At 53.0% G+C, this 16,112-nt stretch carries 18 protein-coding genes; 6 read left to right on the forward strand and 12 right to left on the reverse strand.

The annotated features are described in order from the left end of the window. Window positions 1-204 precede the first annotated feature (204 nt). On the forward strand, window positions 205-2,340 hold the full coding sequence (locus I6L54_RS05625) for an ornithine decarboxylase (RefSeq protein ID WP_040232269.1): 2,136 nt from the start codon (window positions 205-207) through the stop codon (window positions 2,338-2,340). A gap of 52 nt (window positions 2,341-2,392) precedes the next feature. Here I6L54_RS05625 and I6L54_RS05630 read toward each other — a convergent pair whose 3' ends face one another. The 4 genes from I6L54_RS05630 to mutY form a co-directional block, all read right to left on the reverse strand. After that, window positions 2,393-3,649: a nucleoside permease gene (locus I6L54_RS05630; protein WP_005123262.1), complete on the reverse strand. Its 1,257-nt coding sequence runs from the start codon at window positions 3,647-3,649 to the stop codon at window positions 2,393-2,395. Between the two features lie 210 nt (window positions 3,650-3,859). Then, window positions 3,860-4,945: a membrane-bound lytic murein transglycosylase MltC gene (mltC, locus tag I6L54_RS05635; protein ID WP_049001609.1), complete on the reverse strand. Its 1,086-nt coding sequence runs from the start codon at window positions 4,943-4,945 to the stop codon at window positions 3,860-3,862. Between the two features lie 86 nt (window positions 4,946-5,031). Further along, on the reverse strand, window positions 5,032-5,301 hold the full coding sequence (locus I6L54_RS05640) for an oxidative damage protection protein (protein WP_040232080.1): 270 nt from the start codon (window positions 5,299-5,301) through the stop codon (window positions 5,032-5,034). Between the two features lie 27 nt (window positions 5,302-5,328). After that, complete coding sequence (gene mutY, locus I6L54_RS05645; RefSeq protein WP_040232270.1) at window positions 5,329-6,381, reverse strand: A/G-specific adenine glycosylase; 1,053 nt, start codon at window positions 6,379-6,381, stop codon at window positions 5,329-5,331. Between the two features lie 160 nt (window positions 6,382-6,541). Here mutY and trmB point away from each other — a divergent pair, with 160 nt between their 5' ends. The 4 genes from trmB to ansB all read left to right on the forward strand — a co-directional run bounded on the left by trmB (window position 6,542) and on the right by ansB (window position 9,592). Beyond that, complete coding sequence (trmB, locus tag I6L54_RS05650; protein ID WP_003027117.1) at window positions 6,542-7,261, forward strand: tRNA (guanosine(46)-N7)-methyltransferase TrmB; 720 nt, start codon at window positions 6,542-6,544, stop codon at window positions 7,259-7,261. Next, entirely contained in the window at window positions 7,261-7,587 is a 327-nt protein-coding gene (locus I6L54_RS05655) for a YggL family protein (protein ID WP_040232081.1), read from the forward strand. The genes trmB and I6L54_RS05655 overlap by 1 nt, the downstream gene beginning before the upstream one ends. A 49-nt stretch (window positions 7,588-7,636) precedes the next feature. After that, window positions 7,637-8,356, forward strand: coding sequence for a YggN family protein (locus I6L54_RS05660; RefSeq protein ID WP_005123277.1), 720 nt, complete (start codon window positions 7,637-7,639; stop codon window positions 8,354-8,356). 189 nt (window positions 8,357-8,545) lie between these two features. Continuing rightward, complete coding sequence (gene ansB / locus I6L54_RS05665) at window positions 8,546-9,592, forward strand: L-asparaginase 2 (protein WP_040232083.1); 1,047 nt, start codon at window positions 8,546-8,548, stop codon at window positions 9,590-9,592. A gap of 114 nt (window positions 9,593-9,706) precedes the next feature. On the opposite strand, the gene hemW is transcribed toward ansB, so the two are convergent. From hemW to I6L54_RS05690, 5 genes are read right to left on the reverse strand one after another with little or no spacing between them, the layout of a single operon-like run. Further along, window positions 9,707-10,843 (reverse strand): radical SAM family heme chaperone HemW, encoded by a 1,137-nt coding sequence (hemW, locus tag I6L54_RS05670; protein ID WP_040232085.1) that lies wholly within the window; start codon window positions 10,841-10,843, stop codon window positions 9,707-9,709. Next, a complete protein-coding gene (locus tag I6L54_RS05675; RefSeq protein WP_005123283.1) occupies window positions 10,836-11,429 on the reverse strand; it encodes an XTP/dITP diphosphatase in 594 nt (197 codons plus the stop codon). Before I6L54_RS05675 ends, hemW begins: the two co-directional genes overlap by 8 nt. Before the next feature lie 7 nt (window positions 11,430-11,436). After that, the gene (yggU, locus tag I6L54_RS05680; RefSeq protein ID WP_040232087.1) at window positions 11,437-11,727 is read right to left on the reverse strand and encodes a DUF167 family protein YggU; all 291 of its coding nucleotides are present in this window, start codon (window positions 11,725-11,727) and stop codon (window positions 11,437-11,439) included. Next, a complete protein-coding gene (locus tag I6L54_RS05685; protein WP_003825417.1) occupies window positions 11,724-12,290 on the reverse strand; it encodes a YggT family protein in 567 nt (188 codons plus the stop codon). Before I6L54_RS05685 ends, yggU begins: the two co-directional genes overlap by 4 nt. Window positions 12,291-12,308: 18 nt before the next feature. Further along, window positions 12,309-13,013, reverse strand: coding sequence for a YggS family pyridoxal phosphate-dependent enzyme (locus I6L54_RS05690; protein ID WP_005123290.1), 705 nt, complete (start codon window positions 13,011-13,013; stop codon window positions 12,309-12,311). A 17-nt stretch (window positions 13,014-13,030) separates the two neighbouring features. On the opposite strand from I6L54_RS05690, the gene I6L54_RS05695 reads away from it, so the two are divergent. Continuing rightward, window positions 13,031-14,011 carry a type IV pilus twitching motility protein PilT gene (locus I6L54_RS05695; RefSeq protein ID WP_040232091.1) on the forward strand — a complete coding sequence of 327 codons (981 nt, stop codon included), beginning with the start codon at window positions 13,031-13,033 and terminating at the stop codon, window positions 14,009-14,011. Here I6L54_RS05695 and ruvX read toward each other — a convergent pair. From ruvX to gshB, 3 genes are all read right to left on the reverse strand, one after another. Continuing rightward, window positions 14,008-14,424, reverse strand: coding sequence for a Holliday junction resolvase RuvX (gene ruvX, locus I6L54_RS05700; RefSeq protein ID WP_006686843.1), 417 nt, complete (start codon window positions 14,422-14,424; stop codon window positions 14,008-14,010). The two genes, I6L54_RS05695 and ruvX, sit on opposite strands and share 4 nt — an antisense overlap. Further along, window positions 14,424-14,987: a YqgE/AlgH family protein gene (locus tag I6L54_RS05705; protein ID WP_003027086.1), complete on the reverse strand. Its 564-nt coding sequence runs from the start codon at window positions 14,985-14,987 to the stop codon at window positions 14,424-14,426. The genes ruvX and I6L54_RS05705 overlap by 1 nt, the downstream gene beginning before the upstream one ends. A 175-nt stretch (window positions 14,988-15,162) precedes the next feature. After that, on the reverse strand, window positions 15,163-16,110 hold the full coding sequence (gene gshB, locus I6L54_RS05710; protein WP_005123297.1) for a glutathione synthase: 948 nt from the start codon (window positions 16,108-16,110) through the stop codon (window positions 15,163-15,165). Between the last annotated feature and the right edge of the window lie 2 nt (window positions 16,111-16,112).

Here is a 16,112-nt window from a genome sequence, read left to right on the forward strand (position 1 = left end):
CTTTCTGCAACTTATCTTCACGCTCTCACCATGCGGTGAGGGCAGCGCACGCTCACTGCAGGATAACAGTAAAATCAGAGGCTATCTGCTTTTACTGATGTCTGGCGGTCGGGGCTGGTAACCAGTTTGACCTGTCATTTCGTGGGCAAAGCAATGTGGCTTTGTCCGGGACTTTTGATTTTCCCGAAACGGGTTATTGCGCTTATGAAATCAATGAAAATTGCCGCCAGTAGTGAACTGGTTTCTCGTCTTTCCAGCCATCGTCAGGTGGTGTCACTGGACAGCACCGATTTTACTGACGTCGCGGCAGTCGTCATTACCGTTGCGGACAGCCGCAGTGGGATCCTGGCTTTGCTGAAACGCACTGGTTTTCATATACCGGTGTTTTTGTTCGCAGAGTCTGATGTCGATGTACCTGCGGGCGTTAACGCGGTGATTCGCGGTCAGGCTCAGGACTGGCTGGAGCTGGAGTCTGCTGCCTGTCAGTATGAGGAAGAGTTGCTGCCGCCGTTCTATGACACGCTTACCCAGTATGTCGAAATGGGGAACAGCACGTTTGCCTGCCCGGGGCACCAGCACGGTGAGTTTTTTAAGAAGCATCCGGCGGGCAGACATTTCTATGAGTTCTTTGGCGAGAACCTGTTCCGCGCGGATATGTGCAACGCTGACGTTAAGTTGGGCGATCTGCTGATTCATGAGGGATCAGCGAAACATGCGCAGAAATTTGCCGCGAAAGTTTTCCACGCGGATAAAACCTACTTTGTGCTGAACGGGACCTCTGCGGCGAATAAAGTGGTCACCAATGCGCTGCTGACGCGTGGCGATCTGGTGTTGTTTGACCGCAACAACCATAAGTCCAACCACCACGGCGCGCTGATCCAGGCGGGCGCGACGCCGGTTTATCTGGAAGCGGCGCGTAATCCGTTTGGCTTTATTGGCGGCATTGACGAGCACTGCTTTGATGAGGCGTATCTGCGCCAGCAACTGCGTGAAGTTGCGCCGCACAAGGCTGACCAGCCGCGTCCTTTCCGTCTGGCGATCATTCAGCTCGGTACCTATGACGGGACGATCTACAACGCCCGGCAGGTGATCGACAAGATCGGTAGCCTGTGCGATTACATCCTGTTTGATTCTGCCTGGGTTGGCTACGAGCAATTCATCCCAATGATGGCCGATGGGTCACCGCTGCTACTGGAGCTTAATGCTAACGATCCGGGGATCTTTGTCACCCAGTCGGTACACAAACAACAGGCCGGATTCTCACAAACTTCGCAGATCCACAAAAAGGATAACCATATTCGTGGGCAGGCGAGATTCTGCCCGCATAAGCGTCTGAACAATGCGTTTATGCTGCATGCTTCCACCAGTCCGTTTTACCCGCTGTTTGCGGCGCTGGACGTGAACGCCAAAATCCATGAAGGCGAGAGCGGTCGTCGGCTATGGGCGGAGTGTGTGGCGCTGGGGATCGAGGCCCGTAAAGCGATTATTGCCCGCTGTAAGATGATTCAGCCGTTTATTCCCCCGGTAGTCGATGGCAAACCGTGGGAAAGCTATCCAACGCCGGTGATTGCCAGCGAGCGCCGCTTCTTTAGCTTTGAACCGGGTGCTAAATGGCATGGTTTTTCCGGCTACGCGCGCGACCAGTATTTCGTTGATCCCTGCAAGCTGTTGTTAACCACTCCGGGCATTGATGCGCAAACCGGGCAATATACTGAGTTTGGTATTCCGGCGACGATTCTGGCGCATTACCTGCGTGAAAACGGCATTGTTCCGGAGAAATGCGACCTTAACTCGATTTTGTTCCTGCTGACCCCGGCAGAAAGCACCGAGAAACTGGCGCAACTGGTGGCAATGCTGGCGCAGTTTGAGCAGCACATTGAGGACGATACGCCGCTGGCGGACGTGTTGCCCTCCATCTTCAACAAGTATCCGGTACGTTACCGGGATTACACGCTGCGTGAACTGTGTCAGGAAATGCACGATTTATACGTCAGCTTTGGTGTCAAGGATCTGCAAAAAGCGATGTTCCGCCAGGAGAGTTTGCCTGCCGTGGCGATGAACCCGCAGGATGCGAACAGCGCCTTTATCCGTGGTGATGTTGAGCTGGTTCGGATCTGTGATGCCGCTGGCCGCGTTGCGGCAGAAGGTGCGCTGCCTTATCCTCCGGGCGTGCTGTGCGTGGTACCGGGTGAAGTCTGGGGCGGGGCGGTGCAACGTTATTTCCTGGCGCTGGAAGAGGGCGTAAACCTGCTGCCGGGCTTTTCGCCGGAGTTGCAGGGCGTTTACAGTGAGACTGATGCGGACGGTATTAAGCGTCTGTATGGATATGTTGTGAAGTAAGCGCAAAAAAAGCGGGTTACCTTTTGGCAACCCGCTTTTCTCTGTGTAAACGTTAGTGTGCGATAGTGTGCGTGCCTGTCGGAACGCGTACGTGTTTGTATTTAAACAGCGCCACGAAGGCAAAAGCCAGTACCAGCGAGTAGCCAGCGAAGATCAGCCACACGGTCTGCCAGTCGGTAATACCGTTCAGCGTGTAGTACTCAACCACTTTACCGCTCACCAGACCACCCAGAATACAACCGAAGCCGTTGGTCATCATCAGGAACATACCCTGTGCGCTGGCGCGGATTTCAGGGCGAACTTCTTTCTCCACGAACACCGAGCCCGAGATGTTGAAGAAGTCGAAGGCGCAGCCGTAAACAATCATCGACAGAACCAGCAGCACGGTACCGAACGGCGTTGGATCGCCGTAGGCAAACAGGCCGAAGCGCAACATCCACGCCACAATACTGATAAGCATCACATTCTTAATACCGTAACGGCTCAAGAAGAACGGGATGGTCAGGATAAACAGCGTCTCGGAAATCTGCGAGATCGACATCATCACCGAGGCGTGTTCAACGATGAAGCTACCGGAGAACAGCGGGTTGTTATCGAAGCTGTGCAGGAAGGTATTACCGAACATATTGGTAATCTGCAGCTCAGCGCCCAGCATCATTGAGAAGATAAAGAAAATCGCCATGCGCTTGTTTTTAAACAGCGCGAAGGCGTCCAGACCGAGCATGGATGTCCAGCTCTGGTTTTTCTGCTGGTTAGCCACCGGAATATGCGGCAGCGTCAGCGTGAACAGTGCCAAAACAACGGACAGCGTTGCACCGATATACAGCTGCATATGGCTCAGCTCGAAGCCGGAGAAGCTCACGCCCCACATCGCCATGATAAAGCCGATGGTGCCCCAGATACGGATTGGCGGGAAGTCGGTGACAATATCCATCCCGGCTGACTGCAGGCGATAGTAAGAGATGGTGTTGATTAACCCGAGCGTTGGCATATAGGCCAAAGAGTTAAGCAAGATCACAAAGAACATGGCGCCTGGGGTGGTGACTTCGGCTGCGGCGAACAGTGTTGCTGCGCCGACCAGGTGACAAATGGCGTACACCCATTTCGCACTGATCCATTTGTCGGCCACAATCCCTAACAGCGTAGGCATAAACACGGCGGCGATCCCCAGCGAGCTATACACTGCGCCAATGGATGCACCATCGAATTTTAGGGTGACAAACATATAGGAGCCGAGGGTAGTGAGCCAACTACCCCATAAGCAGAACTGCAGAAACGAGAGCACTTTCAGCTGCAGCTTAAGATTCATGTTAATTTCCTCACACCGTAATGCGGATGAATGTTTTAAAAGGCACATTTGCCGGGGCTTGATGATGTGATTCTATCAACGAGGGACACTCTTTTTTTGTTACCTGTGACAAATATTTGCAAACAATTTCTAATTGCAAAGCAAAATAGTGACGGGGTTAACACTTTGCCCTCTTCCGGGCCCCGTTTACCGGGACAGAAGAGGGATATATTAGCGGCGTCGATATGATTTTTGCGCGGAATTGACCTTGTAAAGGTATCGGCGTGATTCAGCAGACGGATGTCGGGTAGTCAGCGTTTGATAAACGTCCCCCGGGGTCATGCTGTTGATAATATTCGCGGCCTGAATTTTATCGTTCGAGAAAACGCGCAGCACGCTGCCCGCACCGCCGTTATATGCCGTGATGACCGCATAGCGACGGGAGGTTGGATTATCAATACCGCCCAGATAGACGTTGTTAAGCATTGCCAGATAAGCGGTACCGGTATCAATGTTGCTGGCCGGGTCAAACAGGAAGCTACGGCTCGGCGTGCCGGAGCGCCCCTGCGAACGAAACACATCTTTCCCGGCGCTGTGTTGCACCACCTGCATCAACCCCAGCGCATCGGCATGGCTGACCGCATACGGGTTAAATGAGGATTCGGTTTGCATGATGGCCAGAATCAGCGACTCATCGACGCCATACTTACGCGAAGCCTGACGCACCATGCCGACGTATTTATGCGCGCGCTTATCAAGGTGGTTCGGTACCAGGTTGATGGTCACGCTATAGATGATGCGAATACCGTTGCTGCGGCTTTTCAGGCGTGTTTTCAGCAGATAGTCAGCGAAATTGGTGGCGCGTCCCTCCCAACGAATTGGCTGGCCAGTATTATCGACCACCTGCCCGTACAGGAACGGCTCTTTGGAAATCTTAATGTCGTCGACATCGGAATAGAGGTCGATAGAACCCGGATCATCACCCATCAGCAATGTCTTGATAATCGCCCGACGCAGGTGCCCGGCGGGATCTGTCCCGGCAATGGTCTCGACGGTGATTGTACCGTCATCAAAGTTGATATGGCTGCGGGTTTGATACTGATCGGTATACTTTACGTAGTCCTTCGGACCCGCAATCAGCACTTCCTTAAACCCCCACAGATTCTCAATGTTATGGGCAAATTGCCCCATCAGAATATCAAAACCGTTGGTATCCTTGACCCAGGCTTCGTTATAGGAATCGCCTTTTTTGGTCGAACTGGAACAGGAGATGAGCAACGGCGCAATAACGGCAAGCGCGAGAAATTTTTTCATCATTCCGGGAGTGCGTGTTGTGTTTGTTATTTGCAAGGACCAGATCAAATCGTAGGCCGGATAAGCGCAGCGCCATCCGGCAACGGTTCTTAAGACTCTGGTGTATAGCCTTCAATATGCACATCTTTGCCTTCAAACAGGAAGTTAATCATCTCCTGTTCCAGTAACTTACGATGCTCAACGTTCATCATATTGAGCTTCTTCTCGTTAATCAGCATGGTTTGCTTATGCTGCCATTGCGCCCATGCTTCTTTAGAAATCTCGTTGTAGATGCGTTTCCCCAGCTCGCCCGGGTACAGCTGGAAGTCCTGGCCTTCTGCTTCGCGTTGCAGGAAAGTGCAAAAAATCGTTCTGCTCATATAAAATCCTCTCTTTCGACCGGTACGTTAAACGTGTGTACCGGCACGTAATTGCTGTAACAAACGCTCCACGGGAGCCGCCAGTCCGACCGACGGCGGTTGCGCTAAGTTATACCAGAGCGCGTTGCCTTCATCCATGCATGAGCCGAATGAAGACACTGGAAGCCACATAGGCACAATGTCTAAGTGGAAATGGCTAAAGGTATGGCGAAACGCATTAAGTTGGGTCAGATTATCTGCGTTAATTTGTCGTTGCGCCAGCCAGTTGCGCAGTCCGTTTTCATCGTCAAACTGCGGAAAACAGTATAAACCACCCCATAAGCCGCTGGGCGGTCGCTGTGCGAGCAATACTTCGTCATTATGCTGCATCAGTAAAAAATAGCCCGTCCGTTCCGGCAGCGTTTGCTTGGGTTTTTTACCCGGGTACAGCGCCCAGCTTGCATTGGCGCTGGCCACACAGCCATTATCCAACGGACACAGCGAACATTTAGGTTTTGAGCGCGTACAGACCATGGCGCCTAAATCCATCATCGCCTGATTAAACCGCTCAACGCCATGGGCAGGTGTAACCTGCTCGCTCAACTCCCACAGCTTCTTTTCGACCTCTTTTTTACCCGGCCAGCCGCTTACAGCATAACAGCGAGCCAGCACGCGTTTGACGTTACCGTCGAGAATCGGAAAATGCTGACCCAGAGAAAGAGAAAGGATCGCGCCTGCGGTTGAACGTCCTACGCCTGGCAGAGCAGCCACCTCATCAAAGGTTTGTGGGAATGTGCCGCCATGCAGCGTCACAACCTGCTGTGCGGCTTTATGCAGATTACGCGCCCGGGCGTAATAGCCCAGCCCTGTCCATAAATGCAGAACTTCATCCAGCGGCGCATGAGCTAAATCGCTTACCGTTGGGAAGCGCACCATAAAACGCTCAAAATAAGGGATAACGGTCGCAACCTGAGTTTGTTGCAGCATTACCTCAGAGAGCCATACTTTGTAAGGCGTCTTGTCAATTTGCCAGGGTAGCGTTTTCCGCCCGTATTTGTCGTACCAGCTCAAAACCTGAGCCGAGAATTGAGACGCTTGCATGATTACCGTTTCATTATTGCCGGGGGCAAGATTGCAGCACAGCGGCAACGGGGTGTAAACCGGAACTTTCCGCTGCTCACTTTCTTCCTTTACTTGCATCCGGCAACTAACTTTGGATAATGCCCGTTTTCAGAACTCAAACACAGCAGACTAAACTTTTATGAAGAACGACGTCATTTCACCGGAATTTGATGAAAACGGCCGCCCTCTGCGCCGGATTCGTAGTTTTGTTCGTCGCCAGGGGCGACTGACGAAAGGGCAGGAACACGCGCTGGAAAACTACTGGCCGGTGATGGGCGTTGAGTTCAGCGAAGAGCCTGTAAATTTCGCAGAACTGTTTGGCCGTGATGCGCCAGTCACGCTGGAAATCGGTTTTGGTATGGGTGCGTCGCTGGTCGCAATGGCGAAAGCGCGTCCGGAACAGAATTTCCTCGGCATTGAGGTTCACTCGCCGGGCGTTGGTGCGTGTCTGGCTTCAGCCCATGAAGAGGGTGTCGAGAACCTGCGCGTCATGTGCCATGATGCCGTTGAAGTCCTGCATAAAATGATTCCTGACAATTCTTTATCTATGGTTCAGCTGTTTTTCCCTGACCCGTGGCATAAAGCACGTCATAATAAACGCCGTATCGTTCAGGTACCGTTTGCTGAGCATATCTTAAGTAAGCTGAAGCTGGGCGGAGTGTTCCACATGGCAACCGACTGGGAAGCGTATGCGGAACATATGCTGGAAGTGATGTCCTCCATTGACGGGTATAAAAACCAGTCCGAGAGTAACGATTATGTACCGCGCCCACAATCGCGCCCGGTAACCAAATTTGAACAACGTGGTCATCGTCTTGGCCACGGCGTATGGGACTTAATGTTCGAGAGGGTGAAATAATGGCAAAGAACCGTAGCCGTCGTCTGCGTAAAAAGATGCACATCGAAGAATTCCAGGAAGTAGGATTTTCGGTTGCATGGCGTTTCCCGGAAGGTACATCTGGAGAGCAGGTCGATCAAATCGTTGATGACTTTATCAATGAAGTTATCGAACCGAACAAGCTGGCTTTTGACGGCAGCGGCTATCTGGCCTGGGAAGGTCTGATCTGTCTGCAGGAAATCGGCAAATGCACCGAAGAACATCAGGCAATCGTGCGTAAGTGGCTGGAAGAGCACAAACTCGAAGAAGTGCGCACCAGCGAACTTTTCGATGTTTGGTGGGACTAAGTAGCACAGGGTCGGCAAATGCCGGCCCGATTTGTATTGAGGGATAGATATGATGCGCAAAACGCTGCTGGCGGCAGTCCTCACGTTCACGGCGATGGCCGCACATGCAGATTATCAGTGCAGCGTCACCCCACGTGACGATGTGATTTTGAGCCCGCAAACGGTGCAGGTGAAAGGCGAAAACGGCGATCTGGTTATCACGCCGGCTGGCAACGTCACCTTCAACGGCAAACAGTACACCCTGAATGCTGCACAGCGTGAGCAGGCCAAAGATTATCAGGCGGCATTGCGAAGCAGTCTGCCATGGATTGATGAGGGAGCCAGAGCGCGTGTGGAAAAAGGACGCGTGGCGCTGGATAAAATCATCGCCAAAGAAGTGGGTGAAAGCAGCAACATGCGCGGCCGCTTAACCAAGCTTGATGCGCAATTAAAAGAGCAGATGAATCGTATCATCGAGCACCGTACAGACGGTCTGACCTTTCATTATAAGGCAATCGATCAGGTGCGTGCTGATGGCCAACAGTTGGTCAATCAGGCGATGGGCGGCATTTTGCAGGATAGCATTAACGAAATGGGTGCTAAAGCCGTGCTCAAAGGCGGCGGTAATCCGCTGCAGGGTGTGCTCGGTAGTCTGGGCGGTTTGCAAACGTCAATTCAGAATGAGTGGAAGAATCAGGAACAAGACTTCCAGCAGTTTGGCAAAGATGTTTGCGCCCGCGTCGTGACGCTGGAAAACGATCGTAAAACGCTGGTTAGTAGTCTGAAATAATCTTCACCTCTTTTTAACGGCACAGAAACATTTCTGTGCCGTTTTATTTTGTGTTTATCTTCTTTTTTGATATCCATCTCTAAGAATGACAATTTGATGGAGATATAAATCTGGTTAATTGGATTGCATCACATTATTCATCTGTGGGATGGACATAATGCAGCAAATTCAAGTAACTGGAGAAATAACATGGAGTTTTTCAGAAAAACGGCACTGGCAGCACTGGTTATGGGTTTCAGCGGTGCAGCGCTGGCATTACCTAATATCACCATTTTAGCGACTGGCGGGACGATTGCCGGCGGTGGTGATTCCGCGACAAAATCTAACTACACGGCGGGTAAAGTTGGTGTAGAAAACCTGGTAGATGCAGTGCCTCAGCTGAAAGACATTGCGGTCGTGAAAGGTGAGCAGGTGGTGAACATCGGCTCCCAGGATATGAATGACGAAGTCTGGTTAACGCTGGCGAAGAAGATTAATACCGAGTGTGATAAAACCGACGGCTTCGTGGTAACGCATGGTACGGATACCATGGAAGAAACCGCCTATTTCCTCGACCTGACCGTCAAGTGCAACAAGCCGGTGGTACTGGTCGGCGCAATGCGTCCGTCTACGGGTATGAGCGCCGATGGCCCGTTCAACCTGTATAACGCAGTGGTAACCGCCGCAGATAAAGCCTCAGCTAACCGCGGTGTGCTGGTGGTGATGAACGACACCGTTATGGATGGTCGCGACGTGACCAAAACCAATACCACCGATGTCGCTACCTTCAAATCCGTTAACTATGGCCCGCTGGGTTATATCCATAACGGAAAAATCGATTACCAGCGTACGCCTGCGCGTAAGCACACCACATCGACTCCGTTTGATGTGTCTAAGCTGACCGAGCTGCCGAAAGTGGGGATTGTTTACAACTACGCGAATGCTTCTGACCTGCCGGCAAAAGCGCTGGTTGATGCCGGTTACGCCGGGATCGTCAGTGCGGGTGTTGGTAACGGCAACCTGTATAAAACCATTTTTGATACGCTGGCAACTGCCGCGCATAAAGGTACGGTAGTCGTACGTTCATCTCGTGTACCGACGGGGGCAACTACCCAGGATGCGGAAGTGGATGATGCGAAATACGGATTTGTGGCGTCAGGCTCGCTGAACCCGCAAAAGGCGCGTGTTCTGCTGCAGCTGGCGCTGACCGAAACCAAAGATCCTAAGCAGATTCAGGAAATGTTTAATCAGTATTAATGGCTGAAGATGGCTGCGCTTATCGTCCTAACCCTGTAGGCCTGATAAGCGTAGCGTCATCAGGCAATTTGCCGGATACGGCTCAAGGCCTTATCCGGCTACATCGTAAGCGTGTTACTCCGCCAGAAACAGCTCCAGCAGTGAGTTTAAAAACAGCTTACCGTGCTGGGTAATCTGCCAGTACTCATCGCACTCGCTCAAATAGCCCTGCGCAATAGCCTCTTCAATCTGTTGACGAATAACCTCTTCGCGAAGCCCGGTGTACTGCGTGAATTCAGCGCGTGGCGCGGCTTCCAGCAGCCGGAAACGATTCATAAAGAATTCGAACGGCTTATCGGCTTCAGCAACATCACGCTGGCTTTCGAGATAACGCCCTTGCATATAGCCGCGTGGATGCCGCGTTTTGGTGGTGCGCAGGATGCGCCCGTCCGGGAAGGTGACTTTACCGTGTGCGCCGCAGCCAATGCCAAGATAGTCACCAAAGCGCCAGTAGTTCAGGTTGTGCTGACATTGATAGCCCGGCTTTGCATAAGCTGAGGTCTCATACTGCTGATATCCGGCAGCGGTCAGCAACTGGTGACCTTGTTCAAAAATATCCCACAGCGCGTCATCGTCTGGTAATACGGGAGGACGAGATCCGAACAGCGTGTTGGGTTCAATAGTCAGTTGATACCAGGAAAGATGCGGCGGGTTGAGTGCGATGGCCTGCTGTAAGTCGCCCAAAGCTTCTTCCAGCGTCTGATCCGGTAAACCATGCATCAGGTCGAGGTTAAAGCTGCGTAGCCCCAGACCGCTCGCCAGGTTTGCCGCTCGTTTAGCTTCTTCCGGCCCGTGGATACGTCCCAGACGTTCGAGCTTGGCGGAGCTAAAGCTCTGTACACCAATAGATATCCGGTTGACCCCGGCGCGTTGATAATCGACAAAGCGATCGGCTTCAACAGTTCCGGGGTTCGCTTCCATCGTGATTTCTGCATCTGCCGCCAGATTCAGGCGCGCACGCACGCCATCCAGCAGCGTTTGCATCGCCGGGCCAGAGAGCAGGCTCGGCGTACCGCCACCAATAAAGATCGTCTTTATTTCACGTCCCTGAGCGTGGGCTACCTCGGTATCCAGATCGCTCAGCAGATGTTGCACGTAGTCGTCATGAGGAACCTCGCCCTTGAGCGCATGCGAGTTAAAGTCGCAGTACGGGCATTTCTGCACGCACCACGGGATGTGAATATAAAGACTTAACGGCGGAAGCTTAACCATTACGCAGGGCATCCAGCAGCAGCTTCAGCGCCTGCCCGCGGTGAGAAATCGCACTTTTTTCTTCGCGGGTCAGCTCAGCAGCGGTTTTCCCTTCCGACGGCACAAAAAAGATGGGGTCGTAACCAAAACCACCGTTTCCGGCCGGTTCACGGGTAATCACACCCGGCCAGCTTCCGTGACACACTAAAGGCGTGGGATCGTCTGCATGGCGCATATACACCAGCACGCAGTGGAATTGCGCCTGACGCTGGTCATCCGGGACATCCCGCAGGGTGTGCAGCAGTTTTTCCAGGTTCTGTTTGTCAGTCGCATCTTCACCGGAATAGCGGGCCGAATAAATTCCCGGCGCGCCGCCAAGGGCGTTAACCGCCAGACCGGAGTCATCAGCAATGGCTGGCAAACCTGTAATTTGCGCGGCATGACGCGCCTTCAGAATGGCGTTCTCAATAAACGTCAGTCCGGTCTCTTCTGCGGAATCAACACCCAGATCCGTTTGGGCAACAACATCAAGACCGAAATCACTCAGAAGAGAGGCGAGTTCACGCACTTTACCGGCATTGCCGGTCGCGAGGACAACTTTTTGCATGGGATACCTAATCAGTTAGCGCCGCAATTTCGGGCGGGATCTGTTGCGGATGAATAATTTTAACCTGTTTGTGACGACCAAGCTCGCCCTTCTCAATAACGACATGGCTTTTCGCTACGCGGAACTGTTTGCCGAGAAACTTCACCAGATGGCTGTTGGCTTGTCCATCAACCGGCGGGGCGGTAATGGCGACTTTTAGCTCGTCGCCATGTAAACCCACAATACTGTCACGGCTGGCTTTCGGCTGAATGTAGAGCCGCAAAACCAGACCGTCATCGCAGGGGGTTACGGCACTCATAGCGCCATCCACAGCCCCGGCAGCAGCATGTTGCCTGTCGCCTGTAACACTTCCGCGATCCCCATGTTGATAACATAGAGCAGCAGAACCAGGATCATTGGAGAGAAATCGATCCCACCCATTCCCGGAAGAATACGACGGATAGGGCGCAGCAGCGGATCCGCCAGTTGAATCAGCACGTACTCCACCGGGCTGCGACCCTGGCTGACCCAGCTCATAATCGCCATCACCAGCAGCACCCAGAAAATCAGCAGTCCAATGGTCTTCAGGACAATCAGCACGGCGGCGATCCAGATGATCGGCTGGAACGTGACCACCTTAAACAGCACGATGGCTTTGATAAAGCTGAGAACGAGCGCGACTAATGCTGATGCGCTGTCAATGGGCCCCATCGGAGGAATAATACGGCGTAACGGCCCAATAATGGGCTGAGTGATTTTCACAATAAACTGCGAGAACGGGTTGTAGAAATCGCAGCGAGACCACTGCATCCACACGCGTAGCAGCAGCGCCATGGTATACAGCTCAATTACCGTTGAGAGCAGGAAGGTCAACGTATTCATGGTGTTCCTTAATTTTCCTTATTTTTTAGTGTAATCACGAGCACCAAAAATGGCAGTGCCGATGCGCACCATCGTGCTACCCGCCGCGATAGCGGCATCCATATCATCAGACATCCCCAGTGAGAGCGTATCGATATTTGGGTTGCGTGTTTTCAACCCGGCAAATGCTACCGCCATTTGCTGGGCAACTTCAAACTGCCTTACATAATCTGACTCAGGCGCGGGAATCGCCATCAAACCACGCAGGGTAATGCGCGGCAGCGCAGCGACTTCAGCGGCCAGGGCATCAAGCTCTGCCAGCGGAATCCCTGACTTACTGTTCTCATCGCTGATATTAATCTGGATCAGCACATTCAGCGGCGGCAGGTCTGCCGGGCGCTGTTCGCTCAGACGGGCAGCGATGCGCAGACGATCAATCGTATGGCACCAGTCAAAATGTTCAGCGACCAGACGACTTTTGTTGGACTGCAGCGGGCCGATAAAGTGCCACTGCAGATCGTTGACGCCTTTTTCCTGAAAGTAGCGGATTTTATCCACCCCTTCCTGGACATAGTTTTCACCGAAGGCACGCTGCCCTGCGGTAATGGCTTCTTCGATGGCGCTCGCAGGTTTGGTTTTGCTGACTGCAAGCAACGTAACTTCTTCTGAAGACCGCCCGCAACGCGTCGCGGCGGCTGAGATTTTGTCCCGGACATGTGCCAGGTTATGCGCGATATCGTTCATTTTCCGAGGATGTTCATATGAATATGGAAGAAATAGTGGCCCTTAGTGTAAAGCATAACGTGTCGGATCTACACCTGTGCAATGCATGGCCTGCGCGTTGGCGCATACGCGGAAAAGTCGAAAGCGCACCGTTTACCGCGCCTGACGTAGAGAATCTGCTGATGTGCTGGCTCAGTGAGCAACAACAGGTACAGTGGCGGGAGCAAGGGCAGATTGATTTTGCCGTTACCCTAATGGACTCCCGACGGCTGCGCGCCAGCGCATTTACCCATCAACAGGGAATGTCGCTGGCGCTAAGACTGCTACCGCTGGAATGTCCTCTTTTAGACGATCTCCAGCCTCCCGCGGTCATACCTGAACTGCTGCACAGTGAAAACGGATTGATTCTGGTGACGGGCGCTACCGGCAGCGGTAAATCTACGACCCTGGCGGCGATGGTGAACTATCTCAATCAACACATTGAGGGGCATATTCTGACGCTGGAAGATCCTATTGAATATCGCTACACCAGCCGACGTTGTCTGATTCAACAGCGGGAGGTGGGCGTACACTGCACCTCTTTTGCCGCCGGTTTGCGCGGTGCGCTACGCGAAGATCCCGACGTTATTTTGCTGGGCGAGCTGCGCGACGTGGAAACCATTCGGCTGGCATTGACGGCGGCGGAGACCGGACATCTGGTGCTGGCAACGTTACATACGCGAGGTGCGGCGCAGGCCATCGCGCGGCTGGTAGACACCTTTGCGGCATCAGAAAAAGATCCCGTGCGTAATCAACTGGCGGATAGCCTGCGGGCGGTTATTTCGCAAAAACTGGAGGAGGATAAGCAGGGGGGACGCGTGGCGCTATTCGAGCTGCTCGTCAACACGCCCGCCGTGGGCAATTTGATCCGCGAAGGGAAAACGCATCAGCTACCCGGCGTGATACAAACCGGGCAGCAGACAGGTATGCAGACGTTTGCACAAAGTTTGCAGCAGCGCCAGGCGCAGGGGCGGCTTTAATAGCCCTGCTCGAAATAGCTTTCCAGGATAATAACGGCAGAAGCGGAGTCCACTTTGCCTTTATTCAACGCCCGGTATCCACCCTGTTCAAACAGGCCTGAGCGGGCTTCGACGGTGCTCAAACGTTCATCGTGTAGCGTTACGGTTACACCAAAGCGACCATGAATGCGGTTGGCGAATTTACGCGCGCGCGCGGTAAGGGGTTGTTCGGTGCCATCCATGTTGAGCGGCAGGCCGACAATGATTTCGTCCGGTTGCCACTCTTTCAGCAGACGTTCAATCAGATTCCAGTCTGGCGTACCGTCCTGCGCTTTGATGGCAGGCAGCGGCCTGGCGGTGCCGGTAATGCGCTGACCCACGGCGACGCCAATACTTTTCGTACCAAAATCAAAAGAGAGTAATGTTCCGCTCATCAGGCATGCCCCGCCACGCCGGGCATGGTCTGAATATCTATCCCGATAAGTTTGGCTGCGTCGCGCCAGCGATCGGCGATCGGTGTTTTAAACAAAATGTTGAGATCGGCGGGGGCGGTGAGCCAGGCGTTATCCAGTAGCTCTTGTTCCAGTTGGCCTTTTTCCCATGATGAATAGCCTAATGCCACCAGCACTTCGGACGGTTGCTCCTGCGTGCCCAGCGTTTCTAATACATCGCGGGAAGTTGTGATGATGGTGTTATCAGAAATGCGAATACTGGACGCAAAGCGCGACGGTGGGGTATGGAGAATAAATCCACGGTCTTCTGCCAGCGGGCCGCCGAGCATCACGGGCTTATCCAGACGAATGGCCGGATCGCGTTCTTCTGGAGTAATCTTCAGCTTTTCCAGAATCCCTTCAATTTGTAAGTTTTCCAGAGGCTTATTGACGATAATCCCCATTGCTCCGTTCTCATTGTGTTCGCAGATATACACCACGGAACGGCGGAAAATTGGATCCTGGAGAGCAGGCATGGCAATTAGAAAGTGATGCTGTAAATTCATTGTCAGAGGTTCTGTTTCCTGGTTCAAAAAAGCAACAGCGCCCAGTATGTGGGCAAAGTGCGAAGATGTCACCCTCTGAAAATAGCTTGCCGGATGTCGGCTTTGCCTAATCCGGCCTACGGGGTGCAATTGTAGGCCGGATTAGACGCGAAGTCGTCGCCATCCGGCAACGTATTTACTTCTGCAGACGGGCCTCAATGGCGTCCATCAGCATACCGGTAATCGAAACCGGGAACTCCGCTTCAATCTCGCGAATACAGGTTGGGCTGGTGACGTTAATTTCCGTCAGGCGATCGCCAATGATATCCAGACCGACAAAAATCAAACCTTTCGCTTTCAGCGTCGGCCCAATGCGACGGGCAATTTCCCAGTCACTGTCGGTTAATGGACGCGGTTCGCCACGACCACCAGCGGCCAGGTTGCCACGGGTTTCTCCGCCCTGTGGAATACGCGCCAGGCAATATGGAACAGGTTCGCCATCGACCACCAGCACGCGTTTATCGCCGTCTTTAATGGCTGGCAGATAGTTCTGCGCCATGCAGTAGCGGGTACCGTGCTCGGTCAGCGTTTCCGCAATAACGCCAAGGTTTGGATCGCCTTCCTTCACGCGGAAAATAGAGGCCCCGCCCATGCCGTCCAGCGGTTTGAGAATGATGTCGTTGTGTTTTTGCCAGAAGGCTTTCAGTTGCGCTTTGTTACGCGTGACCAGCGTTTCCGGCGTCAGGTCGGCAAACCATGCGGTGAACAGCTTTTCGTTGCAATCGCGCAGGCTCTGCGGTTTGTTGACGATCAGCGTTCCTTTCTCTTCTGCACGTTCCAGAATATAGGTCGCGTAGATGAACTCGGTATCAAACGGCGGATCCTTACGCATCAGAATAACGTCCAGGTCTGCCAGCGGGAGATCCTGTTCGCTCTTAAATTCATACCATTTGTCGTAGTTCTGCTCTACGCTCAGGGTACGCGTATGGGCGCGGGCTTCACCGTTGATAAGATAAAGATCGGCCATCTCCATATAGTGAAGTTCATAACCGCGACGTTGTGCTTCCAGCAGCATAGCGAAGCTGGAATCTTTCTTGATGTTAATGCTTGCGATGGGATCCATCACGATGCCGAGCTTGATCATGT

It is taken from the genome of Citrobacter pasteurii (assembly GCF_019047765.1).
Lineage (GTDB): Bacteria > Pseudomonadota > Gammaproteobacteria > Enterobacterales > Enterobacteriaceae > Citrobacter > Citrobacter pasteurii.

Bases quoted from the DNA above. Each gene is read 5' to 3' on its own strand.
- I6L54_RS05625 (WP_040232269.1), top strand. From the start codon at position 205: ATGAAATCAATGAAAATTGCCGCCAGTAGTGAACTGGTTTCTCGTCTT.
- I6L54_RS05630 (WP_005123262.1), bottom strand. From the start codon at position 3,649: ATGAATCTTAAGCTGCAGCTGAAAGTGCTCTCGTTTCTGCAGTTCTGC.
- mltC (WP_049001609.1), bottom strand. From the start codon at position 4,945: ATGATGAAAAAATTTCTCGCGCTTGCCGTTATTGCGCCGTTGCTCATC.
- I6L54_RS05640 (WP_040232080.1), bottom strand. From the start codon at position 5,301: ATGAGCAGAACGATTTTTTGCACTTTCCTGCAACGCGAAGCAGAAGGC.
- mutY (WP_040232270.1), bottom strand. From the start codon at position 6,381: ATGCAAGCGTCTCAATTCTCGGCTCAGGTTTTGAGCTGGTACGACAAA.
- trmB (WP_003027117.1), top strand. From the start codon at position 6,542: ATGAAGAACGACGTCATTTCACCGGAATTTGATGAAAACGGCCGCCCT.
- I6L54_RS05655 (WP_040232081.1), top strand. From the start codon at position 7,261: ATGGCAAAGAACCGTAGCCGTCGTCTGCGTAAAAAGATGCACATCGAA.
- I6L54_RS05660 (WP_005123277.1), top strand. From the start codon at position 7,637: ATGATGCGCAAAACGCTGCTGGCGGCAGTCCTCACGTTCACGGCGATG.
- ansB (WP_040232083.1), top strand. From the start codon at position 8,546: ATGGAGTTTTTCAGAAAAACGGCACTGGCAGCACTGGTTATGGGTTTC.
- hemW (WP_040232085.1), bottom strand. From the start codon at position 10,843: ATGGTTAAGCTTCCGCCGTTAAGTCTTTATATTCACATCCCGTGGTGC.
- I6L54_RS05675 (WP_005123283.1), bottom strand. From the start codon at position 11,429: ATGCAAAAAGTTGTCCTCGCGACCGGCAATGCCGGTAAAGTGCGTGAA.
- yggU (WP_040232087.1), bottom strand. From the start codon at position 11,727: ATGAGTGCCGTAACCCCCTGCGATGACGGTCTGGTTTTGCGGCTCTAC.
- I6L54_RS05685 (WP_003825417.1), bottom strand. From the start codon at position 12,290: ATGAATACGTTGACCTTCCTGCTCTCAACGGTAATTGAGCTGTATACC.
- I6L54_RS05690 (WP_005123290.1), bottom strand. From the start codon at position 13,013: ATGAACGATATCGCGCATAACCTGGCACATGTCCGGGACAAAATCTCA.
- I6L54_RS05695 (WP_040232091.1), top strand. From the start codon at position 13,031: ATGAATATGGAAGAAATAGTGGCCCTTAGTGTAAAGCATAACGTGTCG.
- ruvX (WP_006686843.1), bottom strand. From the start codon at position 14,424: ATGAGCGGAACATTACTCTCTTTTGATTTTGGTACGAAAAGTATTGGC.
- I6L54_RS05705 (WP_003027086.1), bottom strand. From the start codon at position 14,987: ATGAATTTACAGCATCACTTTCTAATTGCCATGCCTGCTCTCCAGGAT.
- gshB (WP_005123297.1), bottom strand. From the start codon at position 16,110: ATGATCAAGCTCGGCATCGTGATGGATCCCATCGCAAGCATTAACATC.